At 75.1% G+C, this 25,593-nt stretch carries 25 protein-coding genes; 14 read left to right on the forward strand and 11 right to left on the reverse strand.

Going from position 1 to position 25,593, the window contains the following annotated elements:
* Positions 1–64: 64 nt before the first annotated feature.
* Both Q0840_RS16700 and Q0840_RS16705 read right to left on the reverse strand, forming a co-directional pair.
* Positions 65–1,270: a GDSL-type esterase/lipase family protein gene (locus Q0840_RS16700; RefSeq protein WP_298461564.1), complete on the reverse strand. Its 1,206-nt coding sequence runs from the start codon at positions 1,268–1,270 to the stop codon at positions 65–67.
* A gap of 105 nt (positions 1,271–1,375) precedes the next feature.
* A complete protein-coding gene (locus Q0840_RS16705) occupies positions 1,376–1,951 on the reverse strand; it encodes a TetR/AcrR family transcriptional regulator (RefSeq protein WP_298461567.1) in 576 nt (191 codons plus the stop codon).
* Positions 1,952–2,214: 263 nt separating this feature from the next.
* On the opposite strand from Q0840_RS16705, the gene Q0840_RS16710 reads away from it, so the two are divergent.
* Together Q0840_RS16710 and Q0840_RS16715 are read left to right on the forward strand one after the other, a co-directional pair.
* A complete protein-coding gene (locus Q0840_RS16710) occupies positions 2,215–2,781 on the forward strand; it encodes a hemerythrin domain-containing protein (protein ID WP_298461570.1) in 567 nt (188 codons plus the stop codon).
* 136 nt (positions 2,782–2,917) lie between these two features.
* Positions 2,918–4,009, forward strand: a complete 1,092-nt coding sequence (locus Q0840_RS16715; RefSeq protein ID WP_298461573.1) for an FAD-binding oxidoreductase — start codon at positions 2,918–2,920, stop codon at positions 4,007–4,009.
* A gap of 21 nt (positions 4,010–4,030) precedes the next feature.
* On the opposite strand, the gene Q0840_RS16720 is transcribed toward Q0840_RS16715, so the two are convergent.
* A complete protein-coding gene (locus tag Q0840_RS16720) occupies positions 4,031–5,050 on the reverse strand; it encodes a DNA glycosylase AlkZ-like family protein (RefSeq protein ID WP_298461576.1) in 1,020 nt (339 codons plus the stop codon).
* A 146-nt stretch (positions 5,051–5,196) separates the two neighbouring features.
* Between Q0840_RS16720 and Q0840_RS16725 the strand changes: the two genes are divergently transcribed.
* The gene (locus tag Q0840_RS16725; RefSeq protein WP_298461579.1) at positions 5,197–5,586 is read left to right on the forward strand and encodes a YchJ family protein; all 390 of its coding nucleotides are present in this window, start codon (positions 5,197–5,199) and stop codon (positions 5,584–5,586) included.
* Between the two features lie 212 nt (positions 5,587–5,798).
* Positions 5,799–7,427 carry a flotillin family protein gene (locus tag Q0840_RS16730; RefSeq protein WP_298461582.1) on the forward strand — a complete coding sequence of 543 codons (1,629 nt, stop codon included), beginning with the start codon at positions 5,799–5,801 and terminating at the stop codon, positions 7,425–7,427.
* A 105-nt stretch (positions 7,428–7,532) separates the two neighbouring features.
* Here Q0840_RS16730 and Q0840_RS16735 read toward each other — a convergent pair whose 3' ends face one another.
* A complete protein-coding gene (locus tag Q0840_RS16735; RefSeq protein ID WP_298461585.1) occupies positions 7,533–9,086 on the reverse strand; it encodes a hypothetical protein in 1,554 nt (517 codons plus the stop codon).
* A gap of 115 nt (positions 9,087–9,201) precedes the next feature.
* On the opposite strand from Q0840_RS16735, the gene Q0840_RS16740 reads away from it, so the two are divergent.
* Both Q0840_RS16740 and Q0840_RS16745 read left to right on the forward strand, forming a co-directional pair.
* Positions 9,202–9,618 carry a DUF2784 domain-containing protein gene (locus Q0840_RS16740; protein WP_298461588.1) on the forward strand — a complete coding sequence of 139 codons (417 nt, stop codon included), beginning with the start codon at positions 9,202–9,204 and terminating at the stop codon, positions 9,616–9,618.
* A 28-nt stretch (positions 9,619–9,646) separates the two neighbouring features.
* Positions 9,647–10,645 carry a hypothetical protein gene (locus tag Q0840_RS16745; protein ID WP_298461591.1) on the forward strand — a complete coding sequence of 333 codons (999 nt, stop codon included), beginning with the start codon at positions 9,647–9,649 and terminating at the stop codon, positions 10,643–10,645.
* Between the two features lie 64 nt (positions 10,646–10,709).
* On the opposite strand, the gene Q0840_RS16750 is transcribed toward Q0840_RS16745, so the two are convergent.
* Entirely contained in the window at positions 10,710–11,387 is a 678-nt protein-coding gene (locus Q0840_RS16750; RefSeq protein WP_298461594.1) for a GntR family transcriptional regulator, read from the reverse strand.
* Positions 11,388–11,610: 223 nt separating this feature from the next.
* Here Q0840_RS16750 and Q0840_RS16755 point away from each other — a divergent pair, with 223 nt between their 5' ends.
* The 7 genes from Q0840_RS16755 (at position 11,611) to Q0840_RS16785 (ending at position 18,531) form a co-directional block, all read left to right on the forward strand.
* The gene (locus Q0840_RS16755; protein WP_298461597.1) at positions 11,611–12,453 is read left to right on the forward strand and encodes an ABC transporter ATP-binding protein; all 843 of its coding nucleotides are present in this window, start codon (positions 11,611–11,613) and stop codon (positions 12,451–12,453) included.
* Positions 12,453–13,340 (forward strand): ABC transporter permease, encoded by an 888-nt coding sequence (locus Q0840_RS16760; RefSeq protein ID WP_298461600.1) that lies wholly within the window; start codon positions 12,453–12,455, stop codon positions 13,338–13,340. The genes Q0840_RS16755 and Q0840_RS16760 overlap by 1 nt, the downstream gene beginning before the upstream one ends.
* Before the next feature lie 62 nt (positions 13,341–13,402).
* Entirely contained in the window at positions 13,403–14,428 is a 1,026-nt protein-coding gene (locus tag Q0840_RS16765) for an ABC transporter substrate-binding protein (protein WP_298461603.1), read from the forward strand.
* A 23-nt stretch (positions 14,429–14,451) separates the two neighbouring features.
* Entirely contained in the window at positions 14,452–15,096 is a 645-nt protein-coding gene (locus Q0840_RS16770) for a cysteine hydrolase family protein (RefSeq protein ID WP_298461606.1), read from the forward strand.
* On the forward strand, positions 15,093–16,361 hold the full coding sequence (locus Q0840_RS16775) for an MFS transporter (protein ID WP_298461609.1): 1,269 nt from the start codon (positions 15,093–15,095) through the stop codon (positions 16,359–16,361). The genes Q0840_RS16770 and Q0840_RS16775 overlap by 4 nt, the downstream gene beginning before the upstream one ends.
* 105 nt (positions 16,362–16,466) lie before the next feature.
* Positions 16,467–16,682 carry a hypothetical protein gene (locus Q0840_RS16780; protein WP_298461653.1) on the forward strand — a complete coding sequence of 72 codons (216 nt, stop codon included), beginning with the start codon at positions 16,467–16,469 and terminating at the stop codon, positions 16,680–16,682.
* On the forward strand, positions 16,675–18,531 hold the full coding sequence (locus Q0840_RS16785; RefSeq protein ID WP_298461612.1) for an ABC transporter ATP-binding protein: 1,857 nt from the start codon (positions 16,675–16,677) through the stop codon (positions 18,529–18,531). Before Q0840_RS16780 ends, Q0840_RS16785 begins: the two co-directional genes overlap by 8 nt.
* Positions 18,532–18,574: 43 nt before the next feature.
* Here Q0840_RS16785 and Q0840_RS16790 read toward each other — a convergent pair whose 3' ends face one another.
* Together Q0840_RS16790 and Q0840_RS16795 are read right to left on the reverse strand one after the other, a co-directional pair.
* Entirely contained in the window at positions 18,575–19,714 is a 1,140-nt protein-coding gene (locus tag Q0840_RS16790; RefSeq protein WP_298461615.1) for a serine hydrolase, read from the reverse strand.
* Positions 19,715–19,816: 102 nt separating this feature from the next.
* A complete protein-coding gene (locus Q0840_RS16795; protein WP_298461618.1) occupies positions 19,817–21,154 on the reverse strand; it encodes an MFS transporter in 1,338 nt (445 codons plus the stop codon).
* A 58-nt stretch (positions 21,155–21,212) separates the two neighbouring features.
* Here Q0840_RS16795 and Q0840_RS16800 point away from each other — a divergent pair, with 58 nt between their 5' ends.
* On the forward strand, positions 21,213–21,869 hold the full coding sequence (locus Q0840_RS16800; RefSeq protein ID WP_298461620.1) for a transcriptional regulator: 657 nt from the start codon (positions 21,213–21,215) through the stop codon (positions 21,867–21,869).
* 105 nt (positions 21,870–21,974) lie between these two features.
* Here the strand turns inward: Q0840_RS16800 and lgt are convergent, their stop codons facing one another.
* The 4 genes from lgt to arsB all read right to left on the reverse strand — a co-directional run bounded on the left by lgt (position 21,975) and on the right by arsB (position 25,581).
* Positions 21,975–22,919, reverse strand: a complete 945-nt coding sequence (lgt, locus tag Q0840_RS16805) for a prolipoprotein diacylglyceryl transferase (protein WP_298461623.1) — start codon at positions 22,917–22,919, stop codon at positions 21,975–21,977.
* A 72-nt stretch (positions 22,920–22,991) separates the two neighbouring features.
* On the reverse strand, positions 22,992–23,414 hold the full coding sequence (locus Q0840_RS16810) for an arsenate reductase ArsC (RefSeq protein ID WP_298461626.1): 423 nt from the start codon (positions 23,412–23,414) through the stop codon (positions 22,992–22,994).
* Positions 23,411–24,466, reverse strand: a complete 1,056-nt coding sequence (locus Q0840_RS16815; RefSeq protein ID WP_298461628.1) for a metalloregulator ArsR/SmtB family transcription factor — start codon at positions 24,464–24,466, stop codon at positions 23,411–23,413. The genes Q0840_RS16810 and Q0840_RS16815 overlap by 4 nt, the downstream gene beginning before the upstream one ends.
* A complete protein-coding gene (gene arsB, locus Q0840_RS16820; protein ID WP_298461631.1) occupies positions 24,463–25,581 on the reverse strand; it encodes an ACR3 family arsenite efflux transporter in 1,119 nt (372 codons plus the stop codon). Before arsB ends, Q0840_RS16815 begins: the two co-directional genes overlap by 4 nt.
* Between the last annotated feature and the right edge of the window lie 12 nt (positions 25,582–25,593).

Below are 25,593 nucleotides of genomic sequence, written 5' to 3' on the forward strand. Positions count from 1 at the left end.
CCCGCGCCCGGTACCCCGCAACCGGCGTCGCCGTCGCGCCGAGGTGGACCGCAGCGGGTCGTCGCTACCCGCGCACCGCCCCGTGCGCCGGGCCGACCAGGCGCGTCAGCGCGCCGTCCGGCCCGAGCGCGAGCCGCGCGAAGCGCTCACCCATCAGCCGGTGCGTGTCGGCGTCCGGGTGCAGCGCGTCGGGAAGCGGGTGCGCCGCCTCGTCCGCCGGTCCGTACAGCGACCGGCCGTCGAGGTAGGCCAGGTGCGGGTCGTCGGCCTGCCGGTCCGCGACCACCTGGGCGAGCTGCTCGCGCATCACCTCCAGGGTGAGCTTGCCGGCGCGGACCTCGGCCGGGTCGCCGGTGGCCAGGAAGCGCACCGTGCCGGTGCCGAGCGAGGCCGGGTCCGGGGCGCCCGGGCCGGGCGTCCGCTCGTGGATCGGGCACAGGATCGGGGAGACGACGAGCAGCGGCGCGTCCGGGTGGCCGTCGCGGATGGTGTCGAGGAAGCCGTGCACCGCCGGGACGAACGTCCGCAGCCGCATGGTGTCCCCGTTGGCGATGTTGATGCCGATCTTGACGCTGATCAGGTCGGCGCGGGTGTCCCGCATGGTCCGGGCGGTGAACGGGTCGAGCATCGCGCTGCCGCCGAGGCCCAGGTTCACCAGGTCCACGCCCGCGGCCGCGGCGGCCACGGCGGGCCAGGTGCCGGTGGGCGTGACCGCGTTGGAGCCGTGGCTGATGCTGCTGCCGTGGTGCAGCCACACGGGCTGACCCGTCGGCGGTGCCGGGCTGGCGGGTGCGTCGGCGCGCAGGGCGACCAGCTCGGTGAGCTCGTTGTGGGGCAGCCAGATCTCGACCGTCTTGTCCCGTGCGGGCAGCCCGTCGAACGTCACCGTGCCGGGTGCGCCGCGCCGGGTCTCGCGGGCGCCGGTCGCCAGGTCGATCTCCAGCACGTCACCGTCGTGGACGACGGCGCCGGCGGTCCGCACGCCGTCGACGACGAGCTCGTACACGCCGTCCGGCCGCGCCGGGGCGCCCCGGTAGGCGATCTTCGTCGGACGCGTCACCAGCGTGAGCACGGTCGCTCGAGTGCGCAGGACCAGCCGGACGCCGGACGGCTGCGCCTCGGCCATCAGCAGCTGTGGGTCGGGGTAGCGGGTGCGCACCCACGCCGGGAGCCGGTGCGGCCGGACGCCGTCGGGCGTGCGCTCGAGGTCGGCGGCGCCGCGGACCAGGTCCTCGGTCAGGGGGATGTCGTGGGTGGTGCGGTGGTCCATCGTCGGTCGGGTCCTCTGCTCGGGTGCGTGTCGTCGTGGTGGTGGGCGTCGTGGTGTCGTGTGGCGCGGCGGTGGCGGCGGTGGCGGCGGGGGAGGAGGGGACGGTCAGGTGTCGTCGTCGGGCCAGTGCCGCAGCGCGGAGTCGAGCACCGCGGTCATCCGGCGCCACGACGTCGCCGCGTCGGGCCGGGAGTGGTCGAACCCGCCGCTGGTCTCGATCCGGACGAACCCGTTGACCGTGCTGCCGAGCAGCCGGACCGCGTGCACCTCCTCCTGCGGCGGGAGCCCGTAGCCGTGCAGGGCACCGCGCATGAGCGCGGACACCCGCCGGCCCGCGTCGCCGGCCTGCGCGACGTCGACCGGCACCTGGGTCGCCTGCCAACGACCCGGGTGCCGACGCGCGTAGTCCCGGACGGCGTCGACCAGCGCCTCGAGGGCGTCCCGTCCGGCGCGGCCGGCCAGCGCGAGGGCGAGGGCGTCCCCGAGCTGCTCCAGCGCGCGCACGCTGATCCGGGTGCGCAGGTCGTCGGTGCCCCGGACGTGGGAGTACAGGCTCGCGGGCTGCACCCCGAGCCGCCGGGCGAGCGCCGAGACGGTCACCTGCTCGAAGCCGACCGCGTCGGCCAGGTCGACGGCGGCGGTGGTCACCGCGTCGACGGTCAGTCCCGCGCGGGCAGCCATGTCCGACCCCGTCCGTCCGTGGTGTGCCTGTGGTGTGCAGCCTTTAGCCTACAGCCTGTAGACAGCCTGCCGGTCCGGTGGAGGCACCAGGACGCCGCCCGGCCGCCGTCCTGCCGCTCGTGCCCCCCGGTGGACCCGCCCGGGCACGCCGGGTCGGTCCGGCAGGTGAGCCGAGGCGTCGTCGTCCGCGCAGCGGGTGCCGCCCGCCGCGGCGGCGTCTACCGTCGAGGCACAGCGACCGACGTGCGACGACAGGGGCACCCATGACCGAGACCGAGACCACGCCGGACGTCGTGGACATCCTGACCAGCGACCACCGCGACATGCTCGACCTGCTCGGGCAGATCGAGGGGACGCCGGACGCCGAGCGGCGCCGCGACCTGGCCGACACCGTCATCGCCGAGGTCATGCGCCACGCCGTCGCCGAGGAGATGTTCGTCTACCCCGCGATCGCCCAGCACCTGCCCGACGGTGAGCAGGAGGTCGAGGAGGACAAGCGTGAGCACGAGGAGATCGTGCAGCTCATGAAGCGGCTGGAGAGCGCGGACGCCGCCGGCCAGGAGTTCCTGGCGATCGCCCTCGAGCTCGAGGCCGACCTGCGCCACCACATGGCCGAGGAGGAGGCCGACCAGTTCCCGCGGCTGCGCGCGCACATCCCCCGCGAGGAGCTGGTCACCATGGGGGCGAAGGTGGAGAGCGCCAAGAAGCTCGCGCCGACGCGGCCGCACCCGAGCGCACCGCACTCCGAGCTGTTCCACAAGACGCTCGGCCCCGGGGTCGGACTGGTGGACCGGCTGCGGGACACGCTCAGCGGGCGCAACTCCGACTAGGTCGCACCCGGGCCGCGGACGGGACGCACCGCGTGCCCGCCCGCGGACCCGGGGGCACGACGCCGCCCCTCCCACGGGCCGGGATGGCCGGCCCGCCCGGCGCGCCGCCCCGGGCTGGCCGTGGTGGGCTGGGGGCATGCCTCACGTCGCAGTCGTCGGTGCCGGGATCATCGGGCTGTCCACGGCCTTCGCCCTGCAACGGCGCGGAGCCGAGGTCACCGTGGTCGAGTCGGGGCGGCCGGGCGGCGGTCAGTCCGCCGGCCAGGGCCGGATCTTCCGCCACGCCCACACCGACGCGCGCCTGATCGAGCAGGTGGTGCACAGCCGCGCGCTGTGGCGCCAGTGGGAGGACGAGCTCGGCGCGGAGCTCGTCGCGCCGGACGGTGCCGTCGCGATCGGCGACGGCGTGCCGGCGAAGGCGGAGGCCCTGGGCGCGTTCCCCGACGCCCCGGTCGAGCTGCTCACCCCGGCCGAGCTGCACGAGCGGCTGCCCGCGCTCGCGGACTACGACGGGCCGGCCATGCTCGACGTCCGCGGCGGCGCGATCCGCACGCAGACCGCGGTGCGGGCGCTCACGGACCGGCTGGGTGCCGCCGTCGTCACCGACCACGTGCTCGCGGTGCGCCGGCGCGACGACGGCCGCGTGGAGGTCCGCACCGGCACGGACGTGCGGGCGTTCGACCACGTGGTGCTGTGCGCCGGGCGCGGCACTGCCGGGCTCGCCCGCGCGCTGGACCTCGACCTGCCCGTCGAGCTGCGCGCGCACGTGCGGGTGACGTTCGCCGTGGCCGACCCGGACCCCCGCCCGGCGCCCACCTTCCAGGACGGCAGCGGGGTGTTCGGGGAGACCGGCGTCTACGCGTCGCCGTACCCGGACCCGCGCCTGTACGCCGTCGGGCTCAGCGGCTCCACACCCGCCCACGCCGACGGCGGCGTCGTCGACCCCGCCGACCTGGCCGAGCTCGCCGAGCGCACCGTCGCCTACGTCCGGCGCGCGCTGCCCGGCCTGCGGCCCGAGCCCGTCGAGCACGTGCACTGCTGGGTGACCCGCCTGCCCTGGGGTGAGGACGGCGTCGGGCTCTGGTCGCGGGACGGCGTGACCGCTCTCTCCGGCCACAACCTGTTCAAGCAGGCGCCGGTGCTCGGTGAGGCGCTCGCGCAGACGGCCGTGTCCGGCCAGGTGCCCGAGCCGTGGCACCACTCGGCCCGCCTCGGTCGGGACGGCTGAGGCGCGGACCGGGGTGCCCGGTCAGGTCGTCCACCGCACGTCGACCGGGCGCCGCAGCCCCGGCAGCGGCATCGACCCGGCCTCGGCCTCGACCGCGGCCCGGGCGTCGTCGGGCAGCGGGTGCCACGGGCTCACGGTCACGGTCTCGTCCGCGCGTCGCCAGGTGCCCACGACGTCGCCGTCGACCAGCACGGCGCCCGGCCAGACCCGGGGCGTCCACAGCTCCGATCGCCGACCGGCGTCGGGCACGACGAGCTCACGGTCCCGGCCCCACAGCAGCCAGAAGGCGTCCCCGCTCGGCAGCAGACGGGCGGGCGCCGTCGGCCCGGGCGCGGACCGGGCGTCGGGCTCGTCGCGGGACAGCAGCCACGCCTCGCCGACGTCGGTGCGCACGGGTGTCAGCTCGGGACGCAGCGCCTCGAAGGTCGCGGCGGCGGTGCGGGCCACCAGCCCCGCCCACCGGCCGAACCCGTCGGCGGTCGCGGGTCCCAGCACGTGCAGGTAGCGGCGGGCGAGCTCGTGCCGCGCGTCGACGGGGTCGACGTCCGGGCGGGGGACGGTCCGGACCAGCGGCTGGCGGGCGCCGTCCCACCGGACCAGGACCCGTCCCGTCGTGGCCGCGTAGCGCAGCTGGTTGTGGTGCACGCCGAGCGCCCGGCCGGCGTCGCCGTACGGCATCTCGCGGCCGTCCAGCAGGGCGTCCAGCCGCTCGGCGAGGTCCTCCGCGAGCCGCCGGCGCGCCCCCGCGGTGGGGAGTCGGGCGAGCGAGAACACCGCCCGGTCGTGCTCGGCGACGGCATGGACGCTGAACCGCGGGCCCCACAGCTGCACGAGCGGGGGGTCGTGCCACGCCGACGACGTCGTGGCCGCCACCCGGGCATGCACCGACAGCAGCGCGGCGCGCGGGACGCTGTCGGCCAGGCCGGCCCACGCGGCGCGGGCGACGGCGTCGGGTCCCGCGGGCAGGCGCACGTCCAGGCCGCCGGCCCGGCGCCGGTGGGCCAGGACCTGGCCGCGGTCCAGGTGCAGTGCCGCCCCCATGCGTTCCCTCCCGGTCGCCGCGACCCACGGGCGCCCGGCGCCGGCGCGGCCCGGGAGCCGTGCGTGGAAGGGCCGGATCCGACGCTAGCGGGTGCACCGCCGGCCGATCCAGGCTCCCGGCGCCGCGCACCGGCCATACTCGTCCGGTGCCGACCACCCGGTGCCCATGCCTGAGCGGGGACACCTACGACGACTGCTGCGGCCGCTTCCACACCGGGGCCGCCGAGGCGCCGACCGCCGAGCAGCTGATGCGCTCGCGGTACTCGGCCTTCGCCGTGGGCGACGTCGCCTACCTGGAGCGGAGCTGGCACCCCGGCTCCCGTCCCGCCGGGCTGGAGCTCGACCCGGCGGTCCGCTGGACCCGGCTCGACGTCCTGGACGTGCACGGCGGCGGGCCGTTCGACACCGCCGGCACGGTCGAGTTCCGGGCGCACCACCGGCTCGACGGGGTCGCCGGTGACCAGCACGAGGTGAGCCGGTTCGTCCGGGAGCAGGGACGGTGGCTGTACGTGGGTCCGGTCGGCGTCACCGGCTGAGCCGCCGACCCTTCGTCGCCCCGCGCAGACCCCGTGACCGGCGATGGGGCGAACGGGCCCGTCCGGTCACCGCGCGCACCTAGAGTCGGAGGACCGTCGGCGGGTCCGTCCGGCGGTGCGCCCCGACGGTGCCGCGGCGATCGCCGCGCGCCCGGGCGGGCGGCCCGCACTGCACCGCCTCCGCCCGCGGAGGCCCTGGCTCGAGGAGTCCCATGGAGATCGCAGGTCCCGTCCTGATCGTCGCTGTGGCGGTCATCGCCCTGCTGGTCCTCGCCTTCGTCGCGTTCGTCTACGCGAAGGTCCGGTTCAAGATCGCCACCCCCGACGAGGCGCTCATCATCACCGGGCGCAAGAGCGGGACGCCGGTGATCAACCCCGAGACCGGCGACGAGAGCACCGACCTGTCCGGCCAGCGCGTCGTCATCGGCGGCGGCACCTTCGTCAAGCCGGTCTTCGAGCAGGTGGTGCGGCTGTCGCTGGCCTCGCAGAGCTTCTCGGTCGCCGCCGAGGACGCCACGACCAAGAGCGGCGTCGGCGTCACCCTGCGCAGCATCGCGGTCGTCAAGGTCGGTGGCACCGAGCGGATGGTCCGGGCGGCCGCCCAGCGGTTCGCCGGCCGCAGCCAGGAGCAGGTCATCGAGCAGCAGACCAGCGAGGTCCTGGTCGGTGTGCTGCGCACCATCGCGGGCACCCTGACCGTCGAGTCGATCCTGTACGAGCGCCAGGAGTTCTCCAAGGAGGTCAAGGACATCGCCGTGCCGATGCTCGCCGAGCGAGGCCTCGTCCTGGAGAACTTCGAGATCCAGACCGTCGAGGACTCCGGCAACTACATCCGCAACCTCGGTCGTCCGCGGGCGGCGGCCGTGGCCCGCGACGCCGAGATCGCCGAGGCCCAGGCGCAGCAGGAGAGCACGCAGCGGTCCAACGAGGCGGCCGTGCAGATCGCCGAGTCGAACAAGGCCCTCGCGCTGCGCAACTCCCAGATCCAGCAGGAGACCGCGCAGGCCCGCGCCGAGGCCGAGGCGGCTCAGGAGCGCGCCGAGGCCGAGGCCTCGCAGGCGGTGCTCGTCCAGCAGGAGCAGGTCGCCGTGCGCCGCGCCGCGCTGCGCGAGCAGGAGCTGCAGACCGAGGTCCGCAAGCCCGCCGAGGCGCGCAAGTACGAGCAGGCGCAGGAGGCCGACGCCCGCCGGTACGCGGCCGAGTCGGAGGCGGAGGCCGCCAAGACCGCCGCGATCCGCAAGGCCGAGGCCGAGGCGCAGCGCACCATCGCGCAGGCCGACGCGGAGGCGTCGGCGTCCCGGGCGCGCGCGGAGGCTGCGCTCGTCGAGCAGCAGCGCCGCGCGCAGGGTGCCCTCGCCCTGGCCAAGGCCGACGCCGACGGCGTCCAGGCCCGCGGTGAGGCGGAGGCCGCCGCGGAGCGCGCGAAGGGTGACGCGCGGGCGTCCGCGATCAAGGCCGAGTCGGACGCCTACCAGGCGTTCCCCGAGTCGGCGCGGCTGCAGATGGTGCTCGAGGCGCTGCCCAAGATGGCGCAGCCGTACGCCGACGCGCTCGGCAGCATCGACGACCTCACCATCATCGACCGGGACGGCGCCGCCCGGCTCACCGGCCAGGTCGCGACCGGTGTGCAGGAGCTCGCCAACCTGCTCAAGGCGCAGACCGGGGTGGACCTGCTCCAGCTCGTCCAGGGCCGCATGGCCGGAGACCAGCGCAGCGAGGTGCGGCCGTCGGCCGCACGGGTCGGTGCCGGCGCAGGCGGCGGTGCCGGCTCCGGTGGCGGGTCCGGTGCCGGTGGCGGCGCGGGCGCCGGGCGCGACGGCGGGGCTGAGCCGGCGAGCTAGACGACCTCGGCCTGCCAGGCGCCGCACCGATCGGTGCGGTGCCTGGCGGGCTCCGGGGTGCCCGGCGCGGTGCCCCACGCGGGCCGGCACCCGGGCGGCCGCGGGTCAGCAGCGGACCGGCGGCGCGAGGGACCGCTGCAGGTCCTCGCGCAGCAGCACCGGACGACCGCACACCTGCGCGACCACCCGGTAGCGGTCGGCGAGGAGGTCCCGCAGCCGCCCGTCGTCGTCGATGCCCCAGGAGTTCCACCCGTTGACGGCCACGAGCCAGGCCGGGGCGTCCGGCCCGGCGAGCGTGGCCCGCAGCAGGGCCTGGTCGCCGTCGAGCGTGCGCATCGGCACGCTCCACAGGTAGGGGTACGGGGTGGTCAGGTCGGCCGCCGCCAGGATCGACGGGTGGCCGTAGGCGACGACGGCGGTGTCGCCGGGCTCGGCCGAGGCCGCGAGCCACTCGCCGATGCGCTGCTGGAACCACACCCGCGGCACCGTCGCGTAGACCACCGTCGCCCCGACCGCCGCGACCACCGCGGTGACCACGACCACCCGGCCCCACCGCCGCGCCCACGTCCCCGCGCGGTCGCGGCGGCCGGCCAGCGCACCGACCGACAGCGCCGCGACCGGCGCCAGCTGCAGCGCGTACGACGGCCAGAAGCTGCCGCCGGCCACCATCGCCGCCAGGCCGGCCGGCACCATCGCGAGGACGGCCAGCCCCTCGGCAGACCGCCGCAGCGCGCGGTCCCGGCCGGCGGCCCAGCACCACGTCGCCACCGCACCGGCCAGGCCGGTGACCACGGTGAGTGCGACCAGCTGGCCGGCCCGCACCAGGGTCGCGTGGGGACGCGCCGACCAGATGACGTCCAGCGCGTCGCCGCGCATGCCGACCAGGTCGCGCCAGAGCGTCCCCGCGTCGGTCCCCGACGCCACGAGCGGGACGAGGGCCGCCGCCGTGGCGAGCAGCGCACCCGCGCCGGCCGACGCCGCCAGCGCGAGCGCACGCCGGCGGGCCGGCCCGCCGCGCCACGCCCCGACCGCCACGAGCACCGCCACCACGACGACGCCCTCGAGGGCGCTCTGCTTGACCAGCAGGGCGCCGGCGGCGAGCGCGCCGGCGAGTGCGCCCACAGCGGCGGCACGGCCGGGTGAGCCGGCGGCCCACGCCGCCAGGGCGCAGGCCACCGAGGCCATCACCAGCACGGTCGCGAACAGCTCGCCGTCGGCCTGGTCCGCCGCGAGCGCCGGGGAGCACACCAGCCCGGCGCCGACCACGGCCGCCCAGCGGGCCCCGGCCGGTCCGCCGAGCCGTGCGCCGGCGTGCCAGGCGGCGACCACGAACACCACCGCGAACGGGATCGCCAGCAGCCGGATGGCGCCGTCCCACCCGGACAGCGCGGCCACCCGGAAGATGGCCAGCAGCAGCGGCGGGCGGTCGACGAACAGGTCCCCGTACAGGAACTCGCCCCCGGCGTGCCAGTGCCGTGCGGCGAGCAGGTAGCCGCCCTCGTCGTTGCGCAGGGGCTGCCACACCGACGGCAGCCGCGCGAGCACCACGGCGAGGCACACCGCGAGCAGCGTGCGGCGCGGGGCCGTTGCCCGTGGGCGCCCCGGCGGGCGGCGTCGCGCCCACCCGTCGCCCACGGCGGCGCGGCTCAGGACGGTCACCGTCCCAGTCAAGCCGCTCGGCCCGCCGCGCAGGTGCCGATCGCCGGACGGGGCCCGGTCGCCCTCACCCGGGCGCTGCTTCCGGCTCCGGCGGCGCGGTGCCATAGTCACCGGTGTGGCAGCGCTCCTCGCGGCCGACGCCGTCGTCGTCGTCCATCTCGCCTACCTCGGGTACGCCGCGGTGGGCGGCTTCCTCGCGCTGCGCAACCGCGCCTGGCTGTGGCCGCACCTGGCCTCGACGGTCTGGTCCTTCGTCGTCACCCTCACCGCGGTCGGCTGCCCGCTGACCGCGGTCGAGAAGTGGCTGCTCGCCGTCGCCGAGCGTCCGGTCTACCGGGGCAGCTTCACCGCGCACTACCTGCGCGACGTGCTGTACCCGGCGCCGTGGGAGACCGCAGTCTGGGTCTCCATGATGGGACTGGCGATCACCTCCTACGTGCTGCTCGCGGTGCGGACGGTGCGCGCCCGCCGGGTGGCCGGGCAGCCGCCCGGGGCCGCGGTGGGCGACGACGCGTCCCGGGCGATCGCGTGAGCGGTCCGGCGCCGTGGGCGACGCCCGGGTGAGCACCGCCGGTCGGCTGACGCTGCGCACGACGCTGCGCCCACGGCGCGTGGCGTCGCTGGCCCGGCGTGCGCGGCGGGTCGGGCTGGACGGCGTGCTCGCCGCCCTGGACCGGGAGGCCGTGCCCTGCCCGGTGCCGGGTACGGCGGCCGGGCCCGGCTACACCTGGGCGCCGGCCGACGCGGACGACCCGGGGTGGATGCCGCAGGGCGTGGCCACCACCCGCGGCGGCGGCGTGCTGCTGGTCGCCTGGTACTCCCGTCGGCGCCGCGGTCGCACGGCCGGCACCCGCGTCACGGTGGTGGACCTGCGTGACCGGGACCGCGTGCGCTACCGGCACGTCCTCCTGGTCCGCCCGCGGCCGTGGGCGGCGGTCACCGGTGCGGGGCGCGTCGCGGTCCACGCCGGCGGACTGGCCGTGGTGGGGGACCTGCTCTACGTCGCCGACACCGTCCGGGGCGTGCGGCTGTTCGGGCTCGACGACGTGCTGCGGATGCCCGACGGCACCGACGTCCTGCCACAGACGGGGCACCTCCATCAGCGGGTGCTGCCGGGGACGGCGCCGCTGCGCTGGTCCTTCCTCGGGGTGGGCCGCGTGCACGGCGAGCTCAGCCTGGTGGCCGGGGAGTACGGGCGGCGGGGCACCCGGCCACGGCTCGTGCGCCACGCCCTGGACGAGGTGACCGGGCTGCCGGTCGCGGGGGCCCGGGGACGCGCCCGCCCGCCGCAGGTGCACGCCCAGCAGCCGCACCGCATGCAGGGCGTGGCCGTCCACGACGACCTGTGGGTCGCGACCAGCAGCACCGGCGAGGGCAGCCCCGGCGACCTGTACGTGGGGGCGCCCGGCGCGTTCCGCCGGCACCGGGGCGTGCTGCCCACCGGCCCGGAGGACCTCGCGTGGTCGGTGCCGGGTCGGGTGGCGTGGTCCGTGACGGAGTGGCCCGGCCGGCGGTGGGTCTTCCCGATCGACGTCGCGCGATGGGTGCGCCCGGACTGATCCGGCGGCTCGCCCGACCAGCCACGTGACGGACCCGGCGGTGCCAGGGACCGACCCGTGTGGCTCAGGACACCGCTCGCCGCGTGCCCGGCCCCGCAGTCTCCGGCCCCGCGGTCCCCGGCCCCGCGGTCCCCGGCCCCGCCGACAGCCTGTCCCGGAGCGTCGTCGGATCGGAGATGTGAGCGGTCATGATCGCCGCGGCGCGGTCGCCGTCGTGCGCAGCCAGCGCCTCGACGAGGTCGCGGTGGTCGCGGGCGCTGCGAGCACGGTCCCCGCCGGACGAGCGGACCAGCGCCGCGAGGTAGAAGGCGCTGATCTGGCGGAGGTTCTCCAGGATCGCCGCCAGCTGGGGCGAGCGGGCGGCGTCGATGACGGCGAGGTGGAAGGCCCGGTTCGCCTCGAGCCACGCCTGGTGGTCGCCCGCCCGCTCCATGTCCTGCTCGAGGGCGCGGAGGCCGTCCAGGTCGTCGGCGGTGACACGCTCGGCGGCTCGCCGCGCGGCGATGGGCTCCAAGGCCAGCCGCAGCTCGTGGATCTCGATCGCCTCGTCGACGTCCAGCGCACGCACCGTCGCCGCGCGGTGCGGGTCGAAGCTGATCAGTCCCTCCGCGATGAGGTCGCGCATCGCCTCGCGGACCGGGGTGACGCTGGTGCCCAGGCGCCCCGCGATCTCCGTCTGCACGAGCTTGGCGCCCGGTGGGTAGGTGCCGTCGAAGATCGCCACCCGCAAGCGGTCGCGCACCCACTCATGCGCCGTCCGGAACCGCTCACCGCCACCTCGCCCCGCCGGCCGCCCGGCGCCGGTCGCGCGCCTGCCGTTGGTCACCATGTCGCCTCCGGGTCCGGGGCATCCCGGCCAGGGGCGCCGCAGCTGATACATCGCCGTTACGTGCGGCACACGGTTGGGAAACCCGGAGCCCGTAGACCTGTCTACAGGATATAGAAACCGACCGAAGGAGCGCACGATGGCTGTTCTGGCACAGACCCGAGTGGCGGCTGGGCCCCAGGTGGCCCCGGGACCACAGCTCGTGGTGGAGCACGTGCACCGGACGTTCCCCACCCGAGAGGGAGAAGCGGTCCAAGCGCTGGTCGACGCCGACCTGTCCGTGCGGCCGGGGGAGTTCATCTCGCTGATCGGCCCGAGCGGGTGTGGCAAGAGCACCTTGTTCAACCTCATCGCCGGGCTGGACGCCCCCACGACCGGGCGGATCCTCATCGACGGCGTCGACCGGTCCGGTCAGCAGGGACTGGTCGGGTACATGCTCCAGAAGGACCTTCTGCTGCCGTGGCGCACGGTGCTGGAGAACGTCGTCCTCGGCCTGGAGATCAGCGGAGTCCGGAAGAAGGCCGCGCACGGGATCGCTCGTCCGCTGCTGGCCACCTACGGCCTGGGCGGCTTCGAGAGCCACTACCCCACCCAGCTGTCCGGTGGCATGAAGCAGCGGGTGGCGCTGCTGCGGACCATCCTCTTCAACCGCGACATCATCCTGCTCGACGAGCCGTTCGGAGCCCTCGACGCGCAGACCCGCGAGCGCATGCAGGAGTGGCTGCTGGACCTGTGGGACGACTTCCACAAGACCGTCCTGTTCGTCACCCACGACATCGACGAGGCCATCTACCTCTCCGACCGCGTCTTCGTGATGTCGGCCCGCCCCGGCCGGATCGTCGCCAGCTTCGACGTCGGGCTGGACCGACCGCGCAAGCCGTCCGTCGTCACCAGCGCGGAGTTCGTGCGGATCAAGGCCGACGCGCGCGAGCTGCTCAACGGCGCGCACGCGGCACACGTGCGACCCGGGAAGGCGGCGTGATGACCACCCTGGAAACACCGCGGGCCACGCCCGCGCCCACCAGCTCGGCGGAGAGCCTGCAGAGCCTCGCGGCCCTGCGATCGGCCGCGAACCCGCCCGTGCGCCGGCGACGACCAGAGACCGAGCCGGCGGCCTGGCGGGTGGCCGGCATGCGGATCGGCGTGGTGGTCGTGGTGCTCGCGCTGTGGGAGATCGGCGCCCGTGCTGGGTTGATCGACGCGTTCTTCTGGAGCCAGCCGTCGCGCATCTGGCAGACCGCCGTGATCGCCTTCGGCGACGGCGACATCCTCGCCGACGCGCGGTTCACCTTCACCTCGACGGTGTTCGGGTTCGTGCTCGGCGTGGTCGGAGGTGTCGCGATCGGGCTCTCGTTCTGGTGGTCGCGCCTCTACGCCCTGACGGCCGAGCCGCTGGTCATCGCCTTCGAGGCCATGCCGAAGCTCGCGCTCGCGCCGATCGTCGTCCTCGTCCTGGGGCTGGGCATGGGATCGAAGATCGCGATGGCCACCGCCCTGGTCATCGTGATCCAGGTGCTCAACACCTTCGCCGCGGTCAAGTCGGTGGACCGCGACCTGACCACTCTCCTGTACTCGCTCGGTGCGTCGCGCTGGCAGGTGTTCCGCACGGTGGTCGTGCCGTCGACGCTTCCCTGGGTGGTCTCCAGCCTGCGGGTGGCGATCGGGCTCGCGCTGACCGGAGCCATCGTCGGGGAGTACATCGGCTCGACCGCAGGCCTCGGCCGGATGATCCACTACGCCGGCTCGACGTACGACATCGCCCTCATCTGGGTCGGCGTCTTCACCCTGGCGGCGCTCTCCATGCTGCTCTACCTCGTCGTCTCGGCGCTGGAGCGGCGGCTGCTCACCAACCTCACCCACGCGCGGTGACGCGCGCGCCCTCCGGGCGCCGTCACCGCCTCCGCCCGTTCCCCGAAGGCAAAGGACCCTCTGTGAAGACAACCCTGCTCGCCGCCCTCGTCGGCGCCTCCGTCCTGCTCACCGCCGGGTGCGCCGGCACCTCGACCGCCGTCGCGGACAACGACACCGAGCCCGCCGGCTCCACGTCGCTGACCATCGCCGAGCCGGTCCACGGCGTCGGATACCTCCCGCTCTACGCCGCTCAGGACTCCGGATTCTTCGCCGACGAGGGCCTGGAGGTCGAGGTCACCACGCTGACCGGCGGTGGCCACGTGAACGCGACCCTGGCCGGCGAGGTCTTCGGCTTCATCGGCGGGCCCGAGTCCGGCGCCGTGGCCAACGTCAAGGGATCGGACCTGGTCGCCGTCGCGAACGTGGTCAACCGCGGCAACGTCTACTTCGTCGCGCCGACCGGGCAGGAGCCCGAGCCCGGCGCCGACATGGCGGAGTACCTGCGCGGCAAGACGATCGTCGGTGGCCGCTACGGAGGAACCCCGAACGCGATCCTGCGTCACGTCCTGGCGCTCGAGGGGCTCGATCCCGAGACCGACGTCGAGCTGATCGAGGTCGAGGACTCCAGTGCCATCCCCTCCGTCGTGGCGCAGGGCCAGGCCGACGTCGCCGTGGTGGCGGAGCCCCAGCTCGGCCTGGGCATCCAGCAGGGCCTGTGGGGTGACCCGTTCCTCAACCCGCTGCAGCTCCTCGGCCCGTACGCCTACTCCTCGATCGTCATCCCGCGCGCGACGGTCGACTCCGATCCCGACGTCGTGCAGCGGTTCGTCGCGGCGCTCGAGCGGGGCCAGCAGCTCATCGAGTCCGACCCCGCGTACGCGCTCGAGCTCGGGGCGCAGGAGTTCTCGACCATGGAGCCCGACGTGCTGCAGGCGACCCTCGACCGGGCGTACGCCGACCAGCTCTGGGACGGCACGGTGCTGCGCGAGGAGGCCGTCGAGACGGCCCTGGAGGTGGCTCGCAGCGGCGACATCCTCGACGACACGGCCGCACCCCAGAGCTACACGAACATCGCGGACAACCAGTTCGTGACCGACCAGCAGTGACCGACCACCGAGAGGACATGCTCATGCCCAGCTACTCACCGACCCGGTTCGCGCCCGGCCGCGCCGCTCTCGTGGTCGTCGACGTCCAGAACGACTTCTGCGACCCGGCTGGCGCATGCGGCCAGCGCGGCAGCGACACAGGCGCGGCCGTCGCCATGGTGCCCCGACTCGAGCGGCTCATCGACGCAGCGCGCGCGGCGGGACTCATGGTGGTCTTCATCCAGACCACCCACGACGAGCTCACCGACTCCCCTGCCTGGCTCGCCCGACGGGGCGACCTCGAGGCCGGTGCGCCACCCGCGGTCTCCACCTGCTACACGGGCAGCTGGGGCGCCGAGTTCTACCGGGTCCGCCCGGCGCCCGGCGAGCCGGTCGTCGTCAAGCACCGGTACTCGGCCTTCGCCGGCACGGACCTCGATCTCGTCCTGCGCACGGCGGGCATCACGTCGCTGCTGTTCACCGGCGTCGCGACGAACGTCTGCGTCGAGTCGACCCTGCGGGACGGGCTGTTCCTCGACTACCACGTGACGCTGGTGGAGGACTGTGCCGCCAGCTACGAGCCCGAGTCGCACCGCGGCACCGTCGAGACGGTCGAGAAGTACTTCGGAGTGGTCGCCGGCAGCGAGGAGATCATCGGCACCTGGTCGGCGCTGTCGAAGGTCGCGTGACCGGCAGCAGGGGGAGCACGGCCACGCTCGCGGCGCTCGGGGTCCTGTACTGGTCGGCGCACACGATGCTCCGACCGCTGATCGGCCCGTACGTCCTCGGGCAGGGCGGGACCGCGTCGGACGCCAGCATCGCGCTGGCGTCCTTCGCCGTCCTGCCGACCGTGCTCGCGATCCCCGTCGGGGCGCTGACCGACCGGTGGGGCCCGCGGGCCCTGCTGGTCGCCGGAGGTGCCGTCATGGCGGTCGGCGGGCTGACGCTGTTCATCCCGGCTGGCCTGGCCGGGGTGATCGGCAGCCAGGCGCTCATCGGGGTGGGGACGCTGGCCGTCTGGGTCTCGCTGCAGACCGTCGCGACCCTGGCTCAGCACGAGGCCGAGACGACCGCGGCCCGCAACGCGCGCCTCGCCACCTTCTCCCTGTTCCTGGCGGCGGGGCAGGCGATCGGCCCTGCACTCGGTGGCGCGCTCGTCGAGGTGGGCGGATATGCCATGGCGTTCGCCGGGTACACCGGGCTCTCGGTGCTCGTGGTGGCGCTCGCGCTCTGCGTGCGCGGCTGCAGGCCCGAGGCCCAGAGCCGCAGACCCCGGCCACCGGTCCTGCGGGCTTACCGCGAGGGACTCGCCATGATGCGTACGCCGACGGTCGCGGTGACGGTCGTGGTGAGCTTCACCGCGCTCGTCGTGCTGGACATCCGCAACGCCTACCACCCGGTGCTGCTGTCCGGGGCCGGGCTGGCGCAGTGGCAGATCGGCCTGCTGCTCAGCGTCGCGGCGGCGTTCGGCTTCCTCTCGCGCCCGTTCTTCCCGCTGGCCATGGCTCGGCTGCGGCCGACCGTCATGGTGGGGCTCGTCCTGGGGGTGGGCTCGGTGTCGGTGGTGGCGGTCGTGCTCGCGCCGTCGGACGTCGGGGTGCTCGCCGTCCTCGCGGCCGTCAACGGCTTCGCCCTCGGCTTCGCCCAGCCGCTGACCCTGTCGCTGATGGCGGACCACACCCCGGAGGAGCAGCGAGGCCTGGCCTCCGGGCTGCGCTCGACCGCCAACCGCGCCGCCCAGTTCGCGAACCCCGCGATCTTCGGGCTCGCCGCCGGTGCCCTGACGCTGACCGGCTCCTTCGTGCTGGTGGGCGGACTGCTGGCCGCGGTCGCGGCCGGCAGCGTGGCGGCGCTTGGACGGGCCGGAAGGCGGGGGCACGGCGTGGGCGGGCGGCCGATCGCGGGTGTCGGCACCGGCCACGGTGACCGCGCGCACGACGCCGACGGGGGTTGACCCCTCCACGGTCGTCAACCTCTGTTGACGACACCACGGTCGTCAACCTATGTTGACGACCGTGGTGGTCAACCGACGGAGGTGGTCGACGTGGGGGAGCAGACGATGAGTGCGCTGGTGGCCCAGGCCGGGGACGAGGATCCGCTGCGTGCGCTCGCGGCGGTCGCGGAGCTGCAGCGCGAGGTGAGCCGGACCGAGGCGACGGTCGTGCGCCGCGCCCGGGTCGGCGGTGCGTCGTGGGAGCAGATCGCGCGGGTGCTGGGCGTGAGCCGGCAGGCCGTGCACAAGAAGTACGGCGGCACGAGGTTCGGTCGTGGCTGACGACGAGCCGGGGGCGCCGGACGCCCCCGAGCCCCGGGCCCGGCTGCGCGACCTGCTGTCCTACCTGCGCGAGCACCGTGCCGTCCTCACCGTCGTGCTGGTCGTGTCGATCCTGGGCGCCGGGCTGAGCCTGGCCCAGCCGGTGATGGTCAACCGCGTGATCACCGCGGTGGGCCGGGGGCAGACGTTCAGCGGTGCGGTGGTCACCCTGGTGCTGCTCGTCGTCGGCGCCGGGCTGGTCGGTGCGGTGCAGCAGTACCTGCTCGAGCGGACCGCGGAGGGGGTGGTCCTCAGCGCCCGACGCCGGCTGCTGCGGACGCTGCTGCGGCTGCCGGTCCGCGAGTACGACGTCCGCCGCACCGGCGACCTCGTCTCCCGGGTCGGCTCGGACACCACGCTCGTGCGGGCCGCACTGACCGGCGGGCTCGTCGACGCGCTCGGTGGGTCGCTGGTCTTCGCCGGAGCGCTGGTCGCCATGGCGCTCATCGACGCGGCCCTGCTGGGCATCACGCTGGCCGTCATCGCGGTCGCGGTGGTCAGCGTGGTGGTCGCCAGCGCGCGCATCCAGACCCTCACCCGCGCGTCGCAGGAGGCGGTCGGCCGGGTCGCGGCCGGTGTCGAGCGGGCGCTGTCCGGCGTGCGCACCATCCGCGCGGCCGGTGCCACCGAGCGCGAGGGCCGGCGTCTGGAGGCCGATGCCGAGGCGGCGTACGCGCTGGGCGTGCAGGTCGCCCGGATCGGCGCGATCCTGTGGCCGGTCAGCGGGCTCGCGGTGCAGGGCGCCTTTCTCGCCGTGCTCGGCGTCGGCGGGTACCGGGTGGCGGCCGGCACCCTGACCGTCGCCGACCTCGTCACCTTCATCCTGTTCCTGTTCATGATGCTCATGCCGCTGGGCACCGCGTTCAGCGCGGTCGTCACGGTGCGCAGCGCCCTGGGGGCGCTCGCGCGGATCCAGGAGATCCTCGACCTGCCCGCCGAGGACGCCGGTGACGCCGCCGCCGGTGACGCCACCGCCGCGGGCGGCGCCGGTGGGGGCGACGGCTCCCGCGGCGCCGGCGACGTCGTGGGTCGCGCCGCCCCCGCGGCCGCCGGGCGGGTCGAACCCGCCGCGGCCGAGCAGCCGGCCGCGGTCGCCTTCGACGACGTCCGGTTCACCTACCCCGGCCGCGAACCGGTGCTGCGTGGCGTGAGCCTGGCCGTGCCGCGCGGGTCGACGACGGCGATCGTCGGGCCGTCCGGCGCCGGCAAGACCACGCTGCTTGCCCTGATCGAACGGTTCTACGAGCCCGACGCGGGCACCATCCGGGTGGACGGCGTCGACGTCCGCGTCTTACCCCGGGCGGACCTGCGCGCCCGCATCGGGTACGTCGAGCAGGACGCCCCGGTGCTGGCCGGGACGATCCGGGACAACCTCCTGCTCGCGGCGCCGGACGCCGACGACGCCCGCTGCCGGGAGGCGCTCGCGTCGGTGAACCTGCTCGAGCGCATCGGCCGGCACACGGACGGACTGGACACCGTGGTCGGCGACGACGGCGTGGGGCTGTCCGGCGGGGAGCGTCAGCGTCTGGCGATCGCCCGCGCCCTGATCGGCGCGGCGCCGCTGCTGCTGCTGGACGAGCCGACGGCGAGCCTGGACGGGCGCAACGAGCAGGCGATGCGCGACGCCATCCGGACCGCCGCGGTAGGTCGCACCGTGCTGATCGTCGCGCACCGCCTCGCGACGGTCGCCGACGCGGACCAGATCGTGGTGCTGGACGCCGGACGCGTCGTGGCGACCGGGACACACCCGGAGCTGATCGAGGCCAGCGCGCTGTACCGCGAGCTCGCCCGGCACCAGCTGCTGGTCTGAGGCGGGACCCCGGCCGCGCCAGCCCGGTGCCGCCCGGGCGGCGCTAGAGGGACGCGGCGAGCCGGGACAGCCGCACGGGCCAGTCGTCGACGCCGTAGTCGTCACCGAGCCGCACGATCACGACGTCGCGGTCGGGGGCGACGTACACGAACTGGCCGAAGTTGCCGTGGGCGAGAGCGTGCCCCGGCGGGAAGGTCGCGCCGTCGCTGGTGCCGGTCCACCAGTGGAACCCGTAGAACGGCGCCGCGCCGCCCGCGGCGGATGCGGACGTGGCGGCGTCGACCCACTCGGCGGGCACCACCTGGCGGTCACCCGCGCGTCCACCGCGGGCGAACAGCAGCCCGAACCGGGCGTAGTCGCGCGCGACCGCGTTGAGCCCGCTCTCCATCTTCTCGAACCCGCTGCGCCGGGTGTCCAGGCTCCACGACGCGTCCGCCTCGGCCCCCATGGGGCCCCACAGCCGTGCCGAGAGGTACTCGCTGACGGACGTCCCGGTCGCGCGCTCGAGCACCAGCCCCTCGAGCAGAGGGTTGTAGTTGTTGTAGAGGAAGGTGGCGCCGGGGGGCCCGCAGACCTCGGCGGACTCGGCGGTCCGGCGCAGGTCGGTGCCGTAGTACGTCTGGGCGTCGTCGCTCCACGGCAGGCCCTGCTCGTCGTAGCACAGGCCGCTGGACATGGTCATCAGGTCACGCAGGGTGACGGCGGCGAAGCGGTCGTCGGTGGCGAGCAGCTCGGGGACGTACGTGGTGACCGGGTCGTCGACCGAGCCGATCAGGCCGTCGGCGACGGCGAGGCCGATGAGCGTGGAGACCACGGACTTGGCGGCGGAGAAGGACGTCCGCAGCTCACCGGCGTCGCCGTCGCCGAGGTAGCGCTCGTACCGGACGGTGCCGTCCTGCACGACGAGGAACGCGACGGTCCGGGTGCTGCTCAGGAAGGCCTCCGGGTCGTCGAGGTCCCACGCCCGGGCCAGGTCGAGCGGCTCACCGGCGGGCAGCTCGAGCGTCGGGCCGCCGGCGCGCACGGTGCGGGCGGGGAACCGGTCGATGTCGCCGGTGTCCGCCTCGAGCCAGGCGATGGCGCGCGAGGCGCCGAACCGGTCGGTGGTGAGCCAGGCGGTGCCGTACCCCGCCGCCGCCGCGGCCAGCACCGCCGCGAGGACCCGCACGCCCCACCGCCGCACGGCTGCCTCCCTCGGACGGCGCCGCGACCGGCGCGCGAGCGGAACGGTAGGTCGGCGGGCGGTGCGGGTCAACGCCGCCCGCGCGGCGTGGGTCACCGGCGGTCACGGCGCGGCGCCCGCCGGCACCGCGGGCACGGTGCTCGACGGCGCCGTCGCGCTCACCGGGGTCGGCGCGGCTGCCTGCCGGAGTGCGGCGTCGGCGTCGTCGATCGCGCGCTGCGGCACGGCGTGCAGGACCCAGGCGGCGAGCGCGGTCGACAGGACCACCGCCGTGACGAACACGGCGACCAGGCCCGCCGCCTCGCCGAGCGCGCCGCCTGCCGCCGCGCCGAGCGGGATGGAGCCGTAGGCGAGGGTGCGAGCCGCCCCACCGACCCGGCCGAGCAGCCGGCCGGGCACGAGCCGCTGGCGCATCGACTGGCTGGTCACGTTGCCGACCATGGTCGTGAAGCCGACCAGCGCGAAGGTCACCGTGATCGCGGCGACGTGGGGGACGAGCACCGGGACCGCCAGCAGCACGCCGTTGGACAGCCAGGTGCTGCCGATCAGTCGCGCCTCGCCGACACGGCGACGCAGCCGGTCGGCGCAGGCCGCACCGGCCAGGGCGCCGGCGGCCAGGCCCATGGTGAGCGTCCCGTACAGCGCGGGGTCGAGGCCGACCGCCGAGCCGGGCCCCACGACCCACAGCACGAACACCGCGAAGTAGGCGGTGCTGGCGAAGTTCAGCACGGTCGAGCCGATCACCAGCGGTCGCAGCACCGGGTGCGACCACAGGAACCGGACCCCCTCGGCGACCTCGGAGCGCATCGACGTGCGGGGGCTCGGCGTGGTGCGGTCGCCGGTCGCCGGTCCGACGCCGCGCAGTCCCCGGAGGGTCAGCGCGGTGGCGACGGCGAACAGCGTCGCCGGGGCACCGAACAGCCAGCCGCCGCCGAGCGCGACCAGCGGTCCCGCCAGCGGCCCGCCGAGGAAGGCGTTCGCGAGCTGCTGGATGCCGAGCAGGCGCCCGTTGGCGGCCCCGAGGTGCTCGCGCGGGACGACCGCGGGGACCAGCGCACCGGCCGCGGAGTCGGAGAACACCTCCGCCGTCCCGACCAGCAGCAGCAGGGTCAGCAGCGCGGGCACGGACAGCGTCCCACTCGCGGCTGCCGCAGCGGCGACGGCGAGCAGGGTCGCGCGCCCGGCCGACGCGACCGCCAGGATGCGGGCGCGGTCATGGCGGTCGACCAGCACGCCGGCGTGCAGCGCGAGCAGCAGCCACGGCAGCGTGACGGCGGCGGAGAGGAGGGCGACGTCGGCGGGGGAGCGGGTCAGCGTCACCGCGAGCAGGGGGACGCCGACGACGAGCAGCCCGTCGGCCAAGTTCGACGCACCGGTCGCGGCGACCAGATGGCCGAAGGGCCCGCGCAGCGGGAGGGCGGGTGCTGCGGTCCGGGCCATGGTGCCTCCAGTAGCCTGAGAGTTCTGCAAAGACGTCGTTGCAAAGATAGGTATGCAAATGTCTCTTGGCAAGACTCCCGGCGACACCGGCGACGCCCGCGACCGCGGCGAGGGCGGCGCCGACGGCGGGACGGCGTCGGCGGGCACCCGGCACCTGGACGCCTCGGGCCTCAAGGCGTACGCCCACCCGTTGCGGCTGCAGATCATCCGGTACCTCAACGACCACGGGCCGGCCACGGCAACCCAGCTCTCCCGGCACCTGGGGGAGAGCACCGGTCAGACCAGCTACCACCTGCGTCAGCTCGCCCGGCACGGGCTCGTCGTCGACGACCCGGACCGCAACCGCGGCCGGGAGCGGTGGTGGAAGGCGACGTCGTTCCAGGTGGACGCCGCCCAGCTCGCCGACGACCCGGCGCTGGCGCCCGCGGCGCAGGCGGTGCTCGGCTCGGTCGCGCAGGGCCGCACCGAAGCCCTCAACCGCTGGCTGACGTCGGCCGGGCCGGTGCCGCGCGAGTGGGTCGAGGCGTCCCTGCACAGTCAGAGCACGCTGCGGCTGACCCCGTCGGAGGTTCAAGAGATGACCGCCGCGATGCTCGAGGTGCTCGACCGCTACGCCGCGCGCAGCCGCGCCCGGGAGGCCGGGGACCACGACTCCGCGCCGGGGGCCCGCGTGCGCGCGTACCTCGACGTGTTCCCGCTGCTCGACGACGACTGACCCCCCGCCGAGTGCGACATCGTGGCCCGTTCGCGCGACCTGAGCGGTCCACGACGTCGCACTCGCGGGAGGAGAGGTGGTCGACGCCGCTCGCGGGGGGGGGGCCTACGGGTCGGTCGGGCGGGCCGGCGACCCGGGCCGGTCGCCGTCGCCGGAGCCGGTGGGGACGTCGGCCACGTCGGCCGGGTCGGCGGCGTCGGTCCCGGGACCACGGCCGGGGAGGTGCACGGAGATCTCAGCCTCGGGGTGCTGGCGCCGGCGCACGACGATGATCGCGACCCCCAGGGCGACGGCGAGCAGCGCTCCCCAGACGTTGGCGGGCAGCCCCAGCGGCGTCACGCTCGTGGGGTCGATGCGCAGCAGCTCCAGCCACACCCGGGCGGACCCGTACCAGAGGAGGTAGACGCCGAACGCGGTGCCCCAGCGCAGCGCGACCCGCCGCTCGAGCAGCAGGATGACCGCGACGCCGAGCAGGTTCCACAGCAGCTCGTAGAGGAACAGGGGGTGGAACAGCGTGTCGGCGGGCAGGTCGGCGGGGAACGCCCGGTTGTCGGTCGGGATCTGCAGCCCCCACGGCAGCGTGGTCGGGCGTCCGTACAGCTCGTGGTTGAACCAGTTGCCGAGCCGACCGACCGCCTGCGCGATGAGCATCCCCGGAGCCAGCGCGTCCGCGAACGACCACAGCCGGATGCCGGCCCGACGGCACCCGATGTACGCGCCGAGCGCGCCACCGAGCAGTGACCCGAGGATCGCGATGCCGCCCTCCCAGACGTACAGCACGCGCACCGGGTCCTGCCCGGCGCCGAAGTAGTCGCCGTAGTGGGTGAGCACGTGGTAGATCCGGGCGCCGATGATGCCGAACGGCACCGCCCACATCGCGATGTCCAGCACGGCGTCCGGGTGGCCGCCGCGCGCGGTCAGCCGGCGCGAGGTCAGCCACACCGCCGCCGCGATGCCGGCGAGGATGCACAGGGCGTAGGTGTGCAGGGTCAGCGGACCCACGGACATCGACGCCCACGCGAGGTCGGGGCTGGGGATGGCGAAGCGCATGCGGGCCCCTCCTGTCGGCCAGCCAGGACCCTATCCGCCCCGGCGTGGTGCGCGGCGCACCACGGGGTGCGGTCAGGCCTCGACGGGCTCGACGCCGAGCTCGGCGAGCAGGGCGGCCACGCGGGCACGGATCTCGTCGCGGATGGGCCGCACCGCGTCGATCCCCTGACCGGCCGGGTCCTCGAGCTCCCAGTCCTCGTACCGCGTGCCGGGCAGCACGGGGCACGTGTCCCCGCAGCCCATCGTGATCACGACGTCGGAGGCCTGCACCGCCTCGGGAGTGAGGACCTTGGGCTGCTCGGCCCGGATGTCGATGCCGTCCTCGAGCATGGCCGCCACCGCGACGGGGTTGATCTGGTCGGCGGGCATGGACCCCGCGGAGCGCACCTCGACGGCGCCGCCCGACAGGTGGCGCAGGTACCCGGCGGCCATCTGCGAGCGGCCGGCGTTGTGCACGCAGACGAACAGTGCGCTGGGCTTGGTGGTCTCGCTCATCGGTGCTCCTGGTGATCGGTGGGGCGGAGGAGGGGGAGGGGCAGGTCCGGGACCAGGTCGGCGAGCAGCGCGCGGACACGGCGGTCGAGGTCGTCGCGGATCGCGGCGACGCCCTCGGGGGAGGCGAGCGCGGGGTCGCCGACGACCCAGTCCTCGTACCGCGTGCCGGGCAGCACGGGGCACGTGTCCCCGCAGCCCATCGTGATGACGACGTCGGCGGCCCGGACGGCGTCGTCGGTGAGCGGCTTGGGGAAGGCCGCCTCGTCGTCGACGCCGAGGTCCGCCAGGAGCGGTCGGACGGTCGTGTGGACCGCACCGGCCGGTGCGGACCCGGCGGAGCGGGCGACCACCGCGTCCCCGGCGTAGTGGTGCAGCAGGGCCGCGGCGAGCTGGGAGCGCCCCGCGTTGGCGACGCAGACGAACAGCACCTGGGGCGCGCGACCCCGAGCGGCCGGCGCCGAGGCGCGAGCCAGGTCGGTCAGGCGCTGCTCGGCGAACCGGCGAGCGAGGGGGACGAGGTGCGCGCTCACGCCGGCGGTGCGCAGCAGGGTGGCGTAGGACTCGCGCACGGTGCGTAGGACGGCGTCGTGGTCGAGCTCCGGGGAGTGCCGGGCCAGGTCGTCCGCGACCCGGGTGAGCGACGCGTCGATGTCGCTGAGCCCGGTCAGCGGCCGGGTGCGCTCGCGGGCGGCGTCGATCGCTGCGGGGGCGAACTGCTCCAGCAGGGTGATGACGGCCCGCCGGACGTGCGGGACGACGGAGTACCACACCCATGTGCCGCGGCGCTCGGAGCTGAGGACGCCGACGTCCTTGAGGACCTTGAGGTGGTGGGAGACGGTCGGCTGCGACACGTCGGCGACGGTGGCGATGTCGCACACGCACGCCTCGCCGGTCGGGCTGGTGGTGATGAATGACAGCATGCGCAGCCGGAGCGGGTCGGCCAGCGCCTTCAGCAGGGACGAGACCTGGACCGCCGCGTCGGCGCCCATGGCCTGGGCGCCCGTGGTCGGCGTGCACTCGGAACCGGCGGGTGCGGAGGACGGGGAGGTCATGCGCGGGACTCCTCGCGGATGCCGGCGGCGGAGCTGCCGACGGTGGAGTACGGATCGGTGGCGAACCACCGGCGTGCGGCCCACAGCGAGACGTAGACCAGCCCGACGAGCACGGGCACCTCGATCAGCGGTCCGACCACGCCGGCCAGGGCCTGGCCGGAGGTGACGCCGAAGGTCCCGATCGCCACGGCGATGGCGAGCTCGAAGTTGTTCCCAGCGGCGGTGAACGCCAGGGTCGTGGTCCGGGCGTACCCGAGCCGCAGTGCCCTGCCGGTGACCATCCCGGCTCCCCACATGAGGGCGAAGTAGGCGAGCAGCGGGACCGCGATGCGCGCCACATCCAGCGGGTTGCGGGTGACCGCGTCCCCCTGCAGCGCGAAGAGCAGCACGATCGTGAACAGCAACCCGTACAGCGCCCAGGGACCGATCCGCGGGAGGAAGGCGTCCTCGTACCAGGCGCGGCCCCGGAGCCGTTCGCCCAGGGCGCGCGAGGCGAAGCCCGCGACCAGCGGCACGCCGAGGAAGACCAGCACGTTGATCGCGATCTGCCCCACCGACACGTCGAGGCCCTGGGTGTCCAGCCCCAGCCACGCGGGCAGCGCGGTGAGGTAGAACCAGCCGAGCCCGGCGAACGCCACCACCTGGAAGACGGAGTTGATCGCGACGAGGACCGCAGCGGCTTCGCGGTCGCCGCAGGCCAGGTCGTTCCAGATCACCACCATGGCGATGCACCGGGCGAGGCCCACGACGATCAGGCCGGTGCGGTACTCCGGGAGGTCGGGCAGCAGCGCCCAGGCGAGGGCGAACATGAGCGCCGGTCCGACGACCCAGTTCAGCACGAGGGAGCTCAGGAGCAGTCGCGTGTCGCCGGTCACGGCGGTCACGCGGTCGTAGCGGACCTTGGCGAGGACGGGGTACATCATCACGAGCAGGCCGACCCCGATCGGGACGGAGATCCCGCCGACCTCGAGCCGCGTGATCCCCACCGCCAGCGCGGGAGCGGCGCGGCCCAGCACCAGTCCCGCCAGCATGGCCAGGACGATCCACGCCGGCAGCCAGCGGTCGAGGCTGGAGAGCCGGCGGGTGGCGCCATGGTGGGGAGCTTGGTTCGACACGCATCTATATTG

It is taken from the genome of uncultured Cellulomonas sp. (genome assembly GCF_947494015.1).
Taxonomy (GTDB): domain Bacteria; phylum Actinomycetota; class Actinomycetes; order Actinomycetales; family Cellulomonadaceae; genus Pengzhenrongella.